General features: G+C 53.2%; 14 protein-coding genes. 7 read left to right on the forward strand and 7 right to left on the reverse strand.

Annotated elements, in window-relative coordinates:
• Nucleotides 1–476: 476 nt before the first annotated feature.
• Nucleotides 477–662: a hypothetical protein gene (locus LU684_RS08495; RefSeq protein WP_232894460.1), complete on the forward strand. Its 186-nt coding sequence runs from the start codon at nucleotides 477–479 to the stop codon at nucleotides 660–662.
• A 297-nt stretch (nucleotides 663–959) separates the two neighbouring features.
• Here the strand turns inward: LU684_RS08495 and LU684_RS08500 are convergent, their stop codons facing one another.
• Both LU684_RS08500 and LU684_RS08505 read right to left on the reverse strand, forming a co-directional pair.
• On the reverse strand, nucleotides 960–1,193 hold the full coding sequence (locus LU684_RS08500; protein WP_028700093.1) for a hypothetical protein: 234 nt from the start codon (nucleotides 1,191–1,193) through the stop codon (nucleotides 960–962).
• 44 nt (nucleotides 1,194–1,237) lie between these two features.
• Nucleotides 1,238–2,020 carry a DUF4238 domain-containing protein gene (locus tag LU684_RS08505; protein WP_028700094.1) on the reverse strand — a complete coding sequence of 261 codons (783 nt, stop codon included), beginning with the start codon at nucleotides 2,018–2,020 and terminating at the stop codon, nucleotides 1,238–1,240.
• A 216-nt stretch (nucleotides 2,021–2,236) separates the two neighbouring features.
• On the opposite strand from LU684_RS08505, the gene LU684_RS08510 reads away from it, so the two are divergent.
• A complete protein-coding gene (locus LU684_RS08510) occupies nucleotides 2,237–2,917 on the forward strand; it encodes an Abi family protein (protein ID WP_051564722.1) in 681 nt (226 codons plus the stop codon).
• A gap of 290 nt (nucleotides 2,918–3,207) precedes the next feature.
• Here LU684_RS08510 and LU684_RS08515 read toward each other — a convergent pair whose 3' ends face one another.
• Nucleotides 3,208–3,420 carry a hypothetical protein gene (locus LU684_RS08515; protein WP_141745126.1) on the reverse strand — a complete coding sequence of 71 codons (213 nt, stop codon included), beginning with the start codon at nucleotides 3,418–3,420 and terminating at the stop codon, nucleotides 3,208–3,210.
• A 454-nt stretch (nucleotides 3,421–3,874) separates the two neighbouring features.
• Between LU684_RS08515 and LU684_RS08520 the strand changes: the two genes are divergently transcribed.
• Together LU684_RS08520 and LU684_RS08525 are read left to right on the forward strand one after the other, a co-directional pair.
• Nucleotides 3,875–4,708: a TniQ family protein gene (locus tag LU684_RS08520; RefSeq protein ID WP_141745125.1), complete on the forward strand. Its 834-nt coding sequence runs from the start codon at nucleotides 3,875–3,877 to the stop codon at nucleotides 4,706–4,708.
• A 199-nt stretch (nucleotides 4,709–4,907) separates the two neighbouring features.
• Nucleotides 4,908–5,300: an antitoxin Xre-like helix-turn-helix domain-containing protein gene (locus tag LU684_RS08525; RefSeq protein WP_028700012.1), complete on the forward strand. Its 393-nt coding sequence runs from the start codon at nucleotides 4,908–4,910 to the stop codon at nucleotides 5,298–5,300.
• 53 nt (nucleotides 5,301–5,353) lie between these two features.
• Here LU684_RS08525 and LU684_RS08530 read toward each other — a convergent pair whose 3' ends face one another.
• The 3 genes from LU684_RS08530 to LU684_RS08540 form a co-directional block, all read right to left on the reverse strand.
• The gene (locus LU684_RS08530; RefSeq protein ID WP_028700013.1) at nucleotides 5,354–5,590 is read right to left on the reverse strand and encodes a hypothetical protein; all 237 of its coding nucleotides are present in this window, start codon (nucleotides 5,588–5,590) and stop codon (nucleotides 5,354–5,356) included.
• A gap of 130 nt (nucleotides 5,591–5,720) precedes the next feature.
• Nucleotides 5,721–6,005 (reverse strand): helix-turn-helix domain-containing protein, encoded by a 285-nt coding sequence (locus tag LU684_RS08535; protein WP_028700014.1) that lies wholly within the window; start codon nucleotides 6,003–6,005, stop codon nucleotides 5,721–5,723.
• Between the two features lie 137 nt (nucleotides 6,006–6,142).
• The gene (locus tag LU684_RS08540) at nucleotides 6,143–6,469 is read right to left on the reverse strand and encodes a type II toxin-antitoxin system RelE/ParE family toxin (protein WP_028700015.1); all 327 of its coding nucleotides are present in this window, start codon (nucleotides 6,467–6,469) and stop codon (nucleotides 6,143–6,145) included.
• An 857-nt stretch (nucleotides 6,470–7,326) separates the two neighbouring features.
• Between LU684_RS08540 and LU684_RS08545 the strand changes: the two genes are divergently transcribed.
• The 3 genes from LU684_RS08545 (at nucleotide 7,327) to LU684_RS08555 (ending at nucleotide 11,618) form a co-directional block, all read left to right on the forward strand.
• Nucleotides 7,327–8,004, forward strand: coding sequence for a DNA adenine methylase (locus LU684_RS08545; RefSeq protein WP_028700016.1), 678 nt, complete (start codon nucleotides 7,327–7,329; stop codon nucleotides 8,002–8,004).
• 111 nt (nucleotides 8,005–8,115) lie between these two features.
• Nucleotides 8,116–9,105 carry an AAA family ATPase gene (locus LU684_RS08550; RefSeq protein WP_028700017.1) on the forward strand — a complete coding sequence of 330 codons (990 nt, stop codon included), beginning with the start codon at nucleotides 8,116–8,118 and terminating at the stop codon, nucleotides 9,103–9,105.
• 188 nt (nucleotides 9,106–9,293) lie between these two features.
• Nucleotides 9,294–11,618: a S8 family peptidase gene (locus tag LU684_RS08555; protein WP_028700018.1), complete on the forward strand. Its 2,325-nt coding sequence runs from the start codon at nucleotides 9,294–9,296 to the stop codon at nucleotides 11,616–11,618.
• A gap of 68 nt (nucleotides 11,619–11,686) precedes the next feature.
• Here LU684_RS08555 and LU684_RS08560 read toward each other — a convergent pair whose 3' ends face one another.
• Nucleotides 11,687–13,183, reverse strand: coding sequence for a TnsD family Tn7-like transposition protein (locus LU684_RS08560; RefSeq protein ID WP_070087353.1), 1,497 nt, complete (start codon nucleotides 13,181–13,183; stop codon nucleotides 11,687–11,689).
• Nucleotides 13,184–13,189: the final 6 nt, after the last annotated feature.

The raw sequence follows: 13,189 nt of genomic DNA on the forward strand, positions 1-13,189 counted from the left end.
CTGCTGCCTTTAGATCTGATGGCTGTAGAACAGAGCGACGTATCGATACAGGCGTAGAATTGTCGAAGCCCAGCGTTGGAGTGATGAAACGAAAGGGTACCTACCCGCTGGGTTTCGCAGATTTTCGCCCCAGTCCAGATCAGATCTTGGAACTTGAAAGCCGAACCGAATTTCTGGCCGTCGGAAGAGGCTTCGGGCTAGACGGCTACACCGATACCCACCGTTCTGGTCGGCATAATTTTGCAGTGAGCTGCCTTCCACTGGTGGCCGCTGTGGGGCGAAATCGGGTCGTCGCCACTAATAGAGACGTGACTCTAGACATCAGCTAAAGGTGCTCACAACGTCACTGATTCGGCTTTATGAGTCATGTTGATGAAATTCAATACTCAGACTAATACTAAGGTATAAGCTTGGGGAGGCAAAGCATGCAACCAAGATTCGTTATCGTTCCTGCTGTACCGGTAGAAAAGTAGGCCATTCAATCAGGATCTCGCTTCTACGCGGTTACAGTGCCGGGTGGGTTTGACATTTACGATAATCAAGAAAAGCTTCGGCTGGATCCAAGCTATCCGACCAAGGCGCTAGCGGGAGCAGCGCGTGCAAGGCTGAGCAGCGAATGTCGTAATCCAGACGAACTTTTTCCAATTTTGCGTGTGGAATGATCCGGCCTGGAATGACACTGTGGAGGTTGTGCAGCTGGTTGTACCGGAAGAGTCGAAGTCGAAGCCGTAACTGATGTCGCGGGCGATATATGCCGTTGCTCAACCCGCTTGGGTACAGGCGGATATAAGTTCGGCATGAGGACGCCCTTAGGTTAAGGATACGGATCATGCCCAACCACCCGTCCCAGTGCCGTGTCGGTGCCGGCGCGCATGTCTATCGGCTCGGTGGCCAGCCATATTGCATCGATGCGGATCATCGAGTGACAGCCCAGATAAGTTGCGTGCAGCCCTTGCGATCTAAGATTGGTCTTCGCTCAACGACCAGCCCGGCACGTAGAGGATTGACTTGTCAGTGCTAGCCGGTGCCGTGGTCTGGGCATCGAGCACCACGTCGTCACGCTTGACCTTCTTCGGCTTGAACGATGACTCCAGACCGAGGCCGATGCGACCGCCAGCGCCGATACCCTTCTTCTTGTAGCTGCGAAGTTGCTTGGCCGCGTCTCGCATAGCCTGGTTGCGCTTTTTGCCCATGCCTCACTCCTTGAAGACTGATCAGATAATAGCCTAGGTGTAACTCACTGCGGGCACTTGTCCAGGTCACGGGCGAAGTAGTAGTCGATGCTTGACTCGATAGCGAGGCGGTTGATGATGGCCACGCCATCAGGGGGCAGCCTCGACTGGGTCACCTCGGGATGAGCGCAAAGGCAGGCGGTTGGCGACAGTGGCACGATCAGCCATTTGAAAAAGTTGTCCGGCACGACGAACTCCCCTTCCATTGCCCGTAGTATTTTCCAGCTTTCGCCATCCATCCTTCTGACCGCTTCGGAAAGGTTAAGGCGAATGGCCGGCGCCACCAGTGTGCGACTGGGTATCGTGAGGTCGGGGCGAATATAGCCGATACCCGCCGCCTCCAACTGCTCCTGCTCATCCTGGGTGAAATTGTGGCGGAGCCCGATGACCTCGAAGGCGCTGCTGACACTGGTGATTGACGGGTCTGCCATCCGCTCGTTCTTTTTCCACTGCGCGCGGATGTTCCACAAGCAGTAAAACTCGTTGATCAAGGCGAAGTGCTGCGGGCCAAGACGAAAGGCCGGATCATCGAGCACAGTGCTCGCCAAGGCCTGGAAGTCATCCTCGATGCCCTTCATGAAGCCGCCTTCCGCTTGTTGATCCCAAACGCGCTGGGCGCAGAAGATCTGGTCTGCCGGTTTTAAATGAAAGCGTTTACCCGTCGCTTTGCGCAGCACCTGCACTGCGCCTTTCTCATTCGCGAAGCGGGCGATGCTGGCGCGGGGTAAGGTGTGCTGGTTCACCGTCAGATTATGCGGATTGGTTTTCTGGGGGGCTTCGAAGGTCAAGGGCGGCTCCGTCGATTGCAGGATTATTCCGTTACCTCTGATTTTTCGCACGCCGCAAACGCAAAACCCACCTTTCGGTGGGCTTTGTGTGTACTGTCGTACATCCCTCGGCGAAATCAATCCTGCTATAGGTTTGACTCCTAACCAAGTGGTTAGTGGCCTAATTCTATGGCTAAATGACACCTTCGTCAACTTCGGCTCATAACCATGTCTTTCATGTCGCCTGATCTTGCCAAGCAGGCTGCCTTGTCCATGCCAAGGATGGGCACCTACCTGGCCGCTTGCCACAACCAGCCTTCCCCGCTGAGCGCCGCCATCAACCTGTACGCCTGGAATGCTGCGATTTCCGCCGCCTTCATCCACCCCCTTCATTTCTGTGAGGTGGTGGTTCGCAATGCTGTTTCGGAAGCCTTGACCGCGACCTATGGCGCGCAATGGCCCTGGAGCCAAGGTTTCTTCTTGAGTTTGCCTGAGCAAGCAGGCCCTGTCTTCAAGCCCCGCCAAGCTCTGCTGGCGGCTCGACAAAAAGCAGAACAAAGCGCGGGTGGCAACCCCCCTTCGACGGACAAAGCGATCGCCGAAATGAGCTTTGCCTTCTGGGAGTCGATGTTTACCGCCCGTTATGATCATGGGCTGTGGGACAACCACCTCAAACGCCTGTTCCCCCATGCCCCGGCCGGCCTGCAATATTACCAGCTGCGCTCACAAATTCGCTCAGCACTGGAAGCCATTCGGAAGTTCCGTAACCGTATTGCCCATCATGAGCCGATCTTCGCACGCCAGCTCGCGCAGGACTACGCCAGGATCCAGAAAGTCGTTAGGTATCGTTGCATTCAAACTGCTACCTGGATGTCCCAGTCTCAGACGGTCAATATGATTCTCGCCGCCAAGCCCTGACTAACAGTGGTAACTCCCTCGACGGCCGGTGGCGGAGGCTCGGCGGGCGTCTGAGGTGGGCGCGACTACATAACCGGCGATCATTTCGGCCAGGCGGGAGTCCTCGACGCCGTTGTGGCCTTGCTCCAGCGGCAGCAAGAGCCGCCCTGCCGAGGTCGACTGCTATGCAGGCAGATCCCCCGCCAAACGAATCCCTCGCGGCAAATCGAAGGCAAAGTAGTTGTCGTAGAACGTGTTGAGGTAGAGCTTAGGGTCCACTGCGAAGAAGCCGACATCAACCTCGCCGGAAATTACTTTTTCAACAGAAAACGTGCGGCATCAACTATGCAAATTTCCAGTGGGATTTCCAGCAGGTTCGCCAGCTCTTGGGAAAGGTCGACCGATACACCAGATGCAGTCGATGGCCCTTCTCGGCGCGCCAAGATCGGATTTCCAACATTGATTGCTGCTCGCAACCGGCCTGATGGCGCTATCAAATCTCTGACTTCTTTGGAAATGTTCAAGCGAACCACCTCATAATAATCAAGGAAATGGTGACTGTCGCTGCACCACCGAGTCGGGTCACCGCCCAGCAATTATTGAGACTGGACTTCAATATTTACAGCACCAACTACGCGGACGGCGCAACATCTGCGATAGCGATGGGAGGCGATGGGAATAACAGTCGCAACACCATTTGGAGTCAGGCCATCATCTATAATGCGGGCGCCCACAAGATCCAGCTTTATTGATATGCAGGCACGCGTCGCATTTGCTCAGATTTCCAGACTGATAACCCGATGCCTGAGAACATTGGGCTCTCTGACTGTAGACGCTTACTCAATCAGTAGGCATCATACCGAACTCACAGATCTAGAGCCCAGAGTAATGGGTACACTCATGACAACCACACTTTAATACATTTTCACTGTATTTTAATACAGAATTAGCCTCTCAACTCCCGCAACAGGTGCTTACATGACCTATTCTCCTTTACCAGGTGAATTCATCGGTTCAGCCTTCCGTCGAGGTAGAGAATTATTAGACACTAGACATGGTACAAAAGGCTGTGACTATTCGATCAAAGCCGTACTCAGCACAGAGGGACACCCTAAATACAAAATTGTATTTTCGGAAATACTTGTAGCGCATGGTGTTGCGGAACAGTCCTTGAGAGAGCACTCGCTATACCCCTACATTATGGCGCTTGGCCGACGACCCACCTCAGCTGCATTCACACCCACTCAGCGCTGGCGTATTTGTACAGTGTGCGTTCAGAATGACATAGAGAGGTACGGAGCTGCTTTTATTCACTCCTGCCACCTACCCAGCCTGGTAACCCATTGCAGGATTCATGCTACAGCCCTGCACATGGAATGCCCCACTTGCAAAAAAAGAATCACGTCACACAACCTGTCAGATCTACGAGAGTGTTCAGAAAGCTTCCTGAATGAGCCCACGTTTTTCGGATCACTGCAGCAGGAGTTTGCTATATTTGCTCACGACTTGTTCCGATTTCGAGGAGAGCCGCTTAAAACGCTGAGCTTTGATCGAACGCTATATGATAAATTCGTGAAAGCTGTTTATAACGATAATCACGCATTAGCTTACGATGACTATTTGTCTTTTATATATCGCTCCTTTGGATTGCGCTTTAACCATGAATTCTCCAGCGAAAATACGTTGAATCTAAGTTCTGCCATGGCATTTCTAACATTCAGAACAGCTGACTCTTTCTTTGAGTCCATGTACCAGATGAGCTGGCTTAATGAGCTGCCAAAGATGGACATGCAACCGAACAGGTTTGCGTAAGGATGGCAGCATGTCACCCCCTAGCAGAGAGGTTGATTAGTCCCCTCATAGACGCTGCGCACCCTCGACGGTAAGGATGCACGACCACCTGTTTAACCAGGCGTGCCCATGGATCGCACGTCCACCGTTACGCAGACAATTCCATCCGTAACGGATGCATCAGCGTTAAACTACCTCATAGGTTTGGAGGAGGTACACGATGAACGGCGAGCATTTGTCCAAGGAGCGGTCCTCGATCGGCCTGAAGGTAGCGCTGCGGATCATTAACGCTTGGCAAGCTACCCCTCAACAAGCATGCAGGATTCTTCGCATTTCCCGATCGACCTACCGTCGTGTTTCTCAAGGCCGAACGGCTGGTCGGAGACTCGATCTGGACCAGCTGCAGCGAATCGGCTTCGTACTCGGCATACACGCATCGCTGAGGACAGTCTTCAGCAATCAGTCCAATGTCCATGGCTTTCCGAATTGCACGAATGACAATGATTTCTTTGAGGGCCGAACGCCTTTGGAAGTCATGTCCCAAGGCAACCTGATATCGATTTATGAAACCTACAAGCGCATTGAGCTATTGAAGACACTTGGCCAGCGCTGATGAGGTAGGTTTAAAAAATCCAAGCCGGGTTGCCTGGGAGCGGCATCAACCAGTTACAGCTCTTGCAGCACCAACTCACATTGAGTCAGCGGCTCGCCAGGAGGATCATCCCGAGTGATAGTCAGGCCATCAAGCCTCCCCCCGGGCTTGCCGTTGTAGTGGAACACATCACCTTCAAACCAACCGATAGCGCTACCAGACTCGTAATAGAGCCCTTTCCGAACCTCACCCAGCTTGATGCCTTCTGGGTCGATCAGATCATAGCTGGCTAGCGGGTCAAATTTACTCATGGATTAAGCTCCTTGATGATGGCCAAGGTGACGTACCAAGGCACAATGCAAAACCGTTGAAAAAATATCGCGGGGCTTAAAAGCAAAAGGGCCAGCCACCAGGCTAGCCCCATGCTGATCGCTGCCTAGATCAGGCGGTTTTCTTCCTTACAACGAAATCAATTTCCAGATCTGCGTTGGCCGAGAGAATCACCAGGGCATCCAGGGAAAATTTGTCGATTTTCCCGTTCAGCAGCTCACTCAAACGCGGTTGAGTAACGTGCAGCTGTCGAGCCGCGTCCTTCTGCGGAAGGTCCCACGACTTAACCGTCTTGGTCAGGACACGCATCAGTTGTGACCGCAGCCGAAGGTTCACGGCTTCTTCTGGCGAATCAACCAACGCATCCCACACAGAGGCAGAGCGTTCGTTTGCCATCGTTAACACCTCTAGTACATCGATAGTTTGGTAGCAATCTGTCGAGTTAACTGTAGGCAGACCGTACCCCTGCACTAGCGCGTGAGGGGTCAGTCGTCAGTCCCCCTCATCTGCTAGAAATGGGGGATAGCACTCCATCAGTCCAGCAAACTGAACCTGGCTTTCGCCAGATCAAGATCGCGCTTTTCCGTCTTTTCAGTGGTCTTACGGAACGCATGCAGGACGTAAACAGCCTCCGGCTTGCTCACCACATAAAACACGCGAAAAGCCCCGTCTTTACATTTGATACGGATTTCCCGCACCCCTTGCCCAACCGATTCCATCGGTTTCCAGTCGGCAGGTTCTTCACCTTCTTGGATCAATTCCAGCTGATAACCAGCGCGCTGTCGCGCCACCGGCGGAAAGTCCCGCAAATCTTCCTTACTGCTGCCCAACCATTCGATTGGCTTCTGTTCGACCGGCATTTGTCACACTCCTACATCGTCTGTGACGACGCGCAAATTGGTGCCTACTCATGGGGGCTGTCCTCGCTGTCCTACCGAATGCTGGCTCTACCCTTGGCATAGCTGCCTCGGGACCGGCCTAAAAAGAATTTCAAGTTATATCGATATCGATATAGGGTCAAGTCATACGCACAAAAATATTCTGAAACCGAGATAGACCAAGATCGTTGTGCCTGTCGTACGCCTGGAGCTGGACCGAAGGCATCGGACCAGTAGCCTCAAGACGGTCTGGCCCCTAATGAATCAGTTCTCCAAACCATCCACCTCCAGAAGCCCTGGACTCCTAAAAAAGGGGGGCAAGGACATCACGTTTGTGTCATCACGAGAGGCTGAAAACCCTGAGATGCCCGCTCTCTATCAACCTGAAGTCGAGCTTACACTGCACCTGGCCCAATGGAGCTAAGGGGCACACCCGGCTAACTGCCGGGTGCGCTATTTCAGTTACCAGCGTGCGTAGACAACGTTTTGGCCCGTCGAACAGAACGCGACGCCACAGACTGGAAAAGGCTGAGGACGAACTGCTTTGCTGATCGATTTCTTCTGGCCGGAACGTACCTTTGAGGGATTACCTTTAGTTGACGGTTTGAGTTTCGCTGGTGCGTTTTTTTTGCGTTTGGTGCTGCTTGGGGACTTGCGACGTTTAGCGGTAGGCATGTGACTGCTCTCCAATTTAGTGAGTTTCGAGGTCGATGCAGCATGGCCTCACCGCTAAATTAGGATTCGCAGAAAAATCAGAACGCCTGCTTTGAAGCCTGCGGTTTCTGGCCGTCGGGCGACTAACGATTGACATCATCGCCATTTCTGACGATGCTTAGGCCATGAAATATCCAGGCGGAAAAGGCAAGTGCTACCAGCGCTTGATCAACCTGATGCCACCGCATCAGACGTACATCGAATCGCACCTCGGCGGGGGTGCAGTCATGCGCAACAAAAAGGCCGCACAGCGAAATATCGGGCTGGAAATCGACCCGGTCGTCATTGAGCAATGGCGTGCTGAGCAGCTGGGCTTGTGTGAATTGCATCAAGTGGATGCTGTCACTTTTTTGGAAAGCTTTCCTTTCACAGGAAATGAGCTGGTGTATGTTGACCCCCCGTATGTTCCCGAAACCCGTCGTCGGGCTAAGGTGTATCGGTGCGACTACACCTACGCTGATCACCAAAGGCTGTTGGATTGCCTGGTCTCGCTACCATGCAAGGTCATGCTGTCAGGCTACGACAACGAGCTGTACAACAGCGTGCTCTGTGGGTGGCGTAAGGTGCAGTTCTCCGCCAAAACGCATACGGGTGTACGGAAGGAAGTGGTCTGGATGAATTTTGATACTCCAGACCGACTGCACGATTGCCGTTACCGTGGCGAAACATTTAGAGAGCGGCAGAACATCCAACGTCGCCAGGCTCGCCTACGCTCTCGGATCGACGATATGGATGCAATGGAGCGATCAGAGCTGCTGCAGTGGATGCAGGAAAATTACGGAAATGCCGGCGAAGCCGCCTGACAAAGGCATCCGCAATTTTCCAAAGAGTGACCAACGGCTTCGTCTGGAAGACGTAGGTAAGGAAGACCTAAGGTCACAACGTTTACAACACTGAATTCGAGGTAACAGATCATGGCCAGCGGCGAGCAACTCAAAGCACTCGTGCGTTCTCACATCAAAGGGGATGACAGCCATTTCCTTGCTGTGGCCATGCAGATGGCGGCGCACGAGGCGAAGCAGGGTCACGGTAAGCTCGCCCAGGATCTGCGCACGCTAATCGACTCCGCTCAGTCCAAACGGACCCAGCTTCCGCCATCTAGCCCAGTCCCCATAGGTTTGCCGCGAGGCGAACTGAGCAATCTGCTGGCGGTGGGAACGGCCAGCACTCGCCTTTCCGAAATGGTCCTCGACGAAAACACCCAGCAGCGTCTGGCACGGATCATTAGCGAGCAGCGCAATTTCGAAAAGATTCGCGCTCATGGTCTATCTCCACGCCGAAAGTTGCTACTCGTAGGGCCACCAGGCACAGGCAAGACGATGACTGCGTCCGCGCTGGCTGGCGAGCTGGGCATTCCTCTCTATGTCGTGCGCCTTGATAGCCTGATCACAAAATTCATGGGTGAAACGGCAGCCAAGCTTCGCCAGGTTTTCGATGCGATACGAGATACGCGCGCCATCTACTTTTTCGATGAGTTCGACTCAATTGGCTCCCAGCGAGGACTGGCCAATGACGTTGGTGAAATTCGTCGGGTGCTGAACAGCTTTCTTCAGATGATTGAGCAGGATCAATCCAACAGCTTGATCCTCGCAGCGACCAACCATCCCGAAATTCTCGACTACGCCTTGTTCCGCCGCTTTGATGATGTTATCGAATACGGGCTTCCCAATAGAGACCAAATCGAGGCAGCTCTCAAAAGCCGCCTGGCCAATTTTTCGAAGTCGTTCAATAGCTGGCAGTCGCTTACTGAGGCGGCAGATGGTTTGAGCTACGCGGAATTGGCAAAGGCTGCGGATGACGCGATCAAAGACGCAATCATCAACGATCGTGCCTCGATAGAAGCTAGGGACGTGGAAAGGCACCTTGGGGAGCGTAAAGCCTTCCACCAACGAAAACGTATATGAGCCGGTAGAGCTTATCAATGACGGAACATAACGCAGGACAGCGCCCACACTTTCACTTCAAGGAAACAGGGAAGGCAGAAAGATTCCAATCCACGGCATCGCCCACTCGTGACCCCAAGTATCCAGCCCGCGACAGGCGAGGCCATGCGACTTTGCTGTTAACCCAGCTTGGTCGAGCCCGAGAGCAAATGACCCATGCTATCGCATCCCAGCGCCAAGCGGGGCAAGAAAGGGGGTTCGGCTTACAGCTTGAGTTCATCAGTGAGCCAGGCTTCGAACTGGCATTTGAAGGCCTTGCACGCGGCCCGCAGAAGATCGAGTTGCTCAACGTGCGATACGATGAAGCAACGAAAACAAATTTCGCCACTGTCTTCGTACCCGATGGGAAACTCAGCGCCTTCGAGAGCCTGGTTAACCAATACCTTCAGAGCGACACGAAAAAGGGGCTTCCTAGAAACACTCTGCTGTTGAACCCCATCCTGGAGATCCGGATTGCCACCTTCGATGCGCTGTGGACTGACGACCCGGCGATACTGCCAGCAAATAGCGCAGAAGAGATTTGGTGGGAGTTCTGGTTGCCGGTTCGTGACGACCAGGCAGCTGTGATCCAACGCTTCAAAACCGTTGCGGAAGCGCTGGGCTTCAAGACTTCAGAGCATCTGCTAACGTTCCCGGAACGCTCAGTGATTAACGTCTTCGGCTCGAAGGCAGCGATCATGGCCTCGATGGCATTACTCAACGAGGTCGCTGAAATTCGTCGAGCCAAAGAGACAGCTGAGTTCTTCGACGCGCTGCCTCCGACCGAGCAAGCCGAATGGGCTGAGGAATTGGCAGGTCGCGTTAATGTGGCTGGCGACAATAACCTTCGAGTCTGCCTACTCGATACAGGTGTGAATCCAGGCCACCCGCTCCTTTCAGCCCACATCGACATCACTGATCTACACTCGGTGGACGCCGCATGGGGAGTGGATGACACAGTGGGCCACGGTACTGGGCTTGCGGGTGTCGCGTTGTATGGTGATTTGGTCGGGCCTCTTTCATCGGGCGGACCAGTCTCGGTTTCTCACCGAGTAGAGTCAGTAAAGCTGCTGCAGGCTGCTCATGGTTCTCCAGGTGAACCATACGGGTCCCTCACCATGCGAGCTGTGGCTTACCCGGAGATCAAAGGTCCCGATAAGCAGCGAATCTTCAGCATGGCCATCACCAGCATTGATGACCGCGACCGTGGAAGACCGTCAGCATGGTCCGCTTCCGTCGACATGCTCACAGCTGACTATTTTGGGAATCGGGCAAACCCTCGCTTGATGATCGTTTCTGCAGGCAATGCTAAGTCAACCGAATACCTCAATTATCCCCACAGCAACCTCACCGACGGCATTCACGACCCAGGACAGTCGTGGAACGCAATCTGTGTTGGGGCTTACACCTTAAAAGATCGGCTGGACCCACCGTCCGCGACTTCCCAACCGCTGGCCGCTCACGGTGGACTGAGCCCATACAGCACAACATCTCGAAGCTGGACACGTACACCATGGCCGCTGAAACCAGATGTCGTCTTCGAAGGTGGTAACCTGGTGCGTGATGTCCATGGGGCGTTTGGGCACACATCGCTATCGCTGCTTACAACCTCGCACACCCCAACCAAACGCCTGTTTTCGACTACCTGGGCTACAAGCGCCGCGTCGGCACTCGCGGCAAGAATGGCAGCGCAGATATCAGCTGCCTATCCTGGACTGTGGCCGGAGACAGTCCGAGCGCTCATGGTGCACTCTGCTGAGTGGACCCCTCAGATGAAAGCGGATTTCTTAACGGGCACCACAAAGGCCGACTACGAAGGTCTCGTCCGTACCTGTGGTTTCGGGGTGCCGGATCTGGGGCGGGCGATCTGGAGTGCGGCAGATTCGCTGACGCTGATCGTGGAAGACAAACTTAGACCCTTTGGGCGTCAAGGCACCAACCCGGCAACTGCTAGGGACATGCACCTTCACCAGTTGCCCTGGCCTAAGCAATCGCTCATCGATCTGGGAGATGCTGAGGTCGAAATGCGGGTCACCCTCTCCTACTTTATCGAGCCCAACCCAGGCGTAGTTGAACGTGGCGTCAGCGGACGCTACCGGTATGAATCACACGGCCTTAGATTTGAAGTGAGCCGCGATAGCGAAGACGTGACTTCATTCCGTCAACGCATCAACAAAAAGGCGCGCGATGAAGATGATGGAATACCGTACGTAGGTAGCGCATCAGATGATAGATGGAGGATCGGTGTACGGGGTCGGCATCGTGGTTCCTTGCACTCAGACATCTGGCATGGACCTGCCTCTGCATTGGCCGGTCTCGGACTGCTGGGGGTCTACCCGGCTCCGGGATGGTGGAAAACCCTGGTGAAAAAGAATCGCTACAACGAAGACGTTCGGTATAGCTTGGTGGTCTCGATCAAGACTCAGCAAACCGATGTGGACCTCTACAACGCAGTGTCTACAGAGATTGCTAACCGTAACGTGATTGTCACCTGACTCCGTCAAGGAAGCCCAGTAACCGCTGGGCTTCCTTGGAGCATCCGGTTCTTTTGACCGCAATGACCTCACGAGATATCAACAACCGGTCGGCTGGCCTGGATGATATCCGTCAGCTCGCTGTCTTCGAATTTCCGCAGCCTGATACCGGCCTGCCTCACCACGAGGCTTGGCTGAAGCGACATCGGGTAAGGCAAGGTCCTTACGGCCCACGTCAGCTTACGAATTTGGAAGTCGTGTTCACTTTCAACGACTCGACTCAATACTTGAGCACTGTGGGGAAGCTTGGAAATACACCGAAGCATCATAAACCCATTCTGAATGGCCCGAGCAAGGGACGATCTGGTTACCTTGATCGGCTTTAGCTCAGTCGTGAGCAGGTCGTCGCTAGTTTTAAGAATTGAATTGGTAAACACATAGTCTCTCAGAGCCCAATCTACTCGTGAATGGCTACTGCTACTGTTTTTTAAGCCTCTCAAATTTTTAATTAACCAATTACGATCATTGCGATATAGCCAAAAATAGCCCGTCCGATCATGGCACCTAATTTTGGTGTCTTTCAAATACGCAATCCGATGATCACGTATGGACTGTGAGGGCGGTACGTAATCGGTTTTTTTCGTGACTTTCTTAAAGCTTGCCGCCAACGTAAGCTCTGAATGTATAAAGCTCCGAATAGAGTCCAAATTTTTCTGCATGAGCCAGAGAAAGAAAAAGTAACTGAAAGGCTGGACAATTTTACCCCTAGGACGAAGAAGTCTAATTATCCAGTCCGAGCTTTTAACCAGTTCAGCGAATTCGCCTACAGGAGGACAGAGTGCTAGCTGCAGCATCATCTGCTTCGCGATTGACTGTTCACACAATCGAGCTCTTCTAATCAGTCCCTGTTCTTCTAGACAGTGCCTAATGAACCCACGCTCGATGAGTATCTTGACCTGGTCGGGGTTGGCTAACCCCCACTGCTGTAGCTTGGCGACTTCGACTGCCGGGCCAAACCCAGAACACTCGGATATAGGAGTACCAATACCTTCTGCAGGGAGAAGCATGCGGCGCCAATCTCCAGCCCCATCAGAAACCTGAGTCATCAACCAACGTTCATGAAGCGGACATGCGCAAACACCTGGAAGCATATGTATGCGATGCCAATATGCAACACCATGATTGAGATTGTCTGCGAGAACGCAATCTTTACAGTAACGAAATGAAGCGTGCTTCAAAAAACCCGAGGCGGTGAGGCCTAGCCTCAATTTGATACCTGTACCCCAGTTTCCTTCCATGCCAGATACCACAGCGGTAAAAGCATGCTCGCTCGCAAAAGGCCGATAAATAGGCAGTAGAGTATTTTCCTCGATCAGTTCCTCAGCAGTGAACAACCCCCACAATCGCTGGACTAAAGCATCGATGCCGCAGGGAAATATTGATCCACAGGTGCGAGAGTAAAAACCAAAAAGCTCTGCACTGGTCCGCCGATAGCTATCATTGCAAAGCGTTCTATGATACCTAACTGCCAGGCTGTACAACGTTTCGTCGGGTAATGGAGTAGGAAATGATAGTAATCGTTCCATGTGATT

The sequence above is a fragment of the Pseudomonas sp. NMI542_15 genome (assembly GCF_021283425.1).
Taxonomy (GTDB): Bacteria; Pseudomonadota; Gammaproteobacteria; order Pseudomonadales; family Pseudomonadaceae; genus Aquipseudomonas; species Aquipseudomonas fortuita.

What these genes read in the sequence shown, in the direction of transcription:
- LU684_RS08500 (WP_028700093.1), bottom strand. Translation starts at nt 1,193, where the DNA reads ATGGGCAAAAAGCGCAACCAGGCTATGCGAGACGCGGCCAAGCAACTT.
- LU684_RS08545 (WP_028700016.1), top strand. Translation starts at nt 7,327, where the DNA reads ATGAAATATCCAGGCGGAAAAGGCAAGTGCTACCAGCGCTTGATCAAC.
- LU684_RS08530 (WP_028700013.1), bottom strand. Translation starts at nt 5,590, where the DNA reads ATGAGTAAATTTGACCCGCTAGCCAGCTATGATCTGATCGACCCAGAA.
- LU684_RS08520 (WP_141745125.1), top strand. Translation starts at nt 3,875, where the DNA reads ATGACCTATTCTCCTTTACCAGGTGAATTCATCGGTTCAGCCTTCCGT.
- LU684_RS08560 (WP_070087353.1), bottom strand. Translation starts at nt 13,183, where the DNA reads ATGGAACGATTACTATCATTTCCTACTCCATTACCCGACGAAACGTTG.
- LU684_RS08555 (WP_028700018.1), top strand. Translation starts at nt 9,294, where the DNA reads ATGACCCATGCTATCGCATCCCAGCGCCAAGCGGGGCAAGAAAGGGGG.
- LU684_RS08525 (WP_028700012.1), top strand. Translation starts at nt 4,908, where the DNA reads ATGAACGGCGAGCATTTGTCCAAGGAGCGGTCCTCGATCGGCCTGAAG.
- LU684_RS08510 (WP_051564722.1), top strand. Translation starts at nt 2,237, where the DNA reads ATGTCGCCTGATCTTGCCAAGCAGGCTGCCTTGTCCATGCCAAGGATG.
- LU684_RS08540 (WP_028700015.1), bottom strand. Translation starts at nt 6,469, where the DNA reads ATGCCGGTCGAACAGAAGCCAATCGAATGGTTGGGCAGCAGTAAGGAA.
- LU684_RS08550 (WP_028700017.1), top strand. Translation starts at nt 8,116, where the DNA reads ATGGCCAGCGGCGAGCAACTCAAAGCACTCGTGCGTTCTCACATCAAA.
- LU684_RS08535 (WP_028700014.1), bottom strand. Translation starts at nt 6,005, where the DNA reads ATGGCAAACGAACGCTCTGCCTCTGTGTGGGATGCGTTGGTTGATTCG.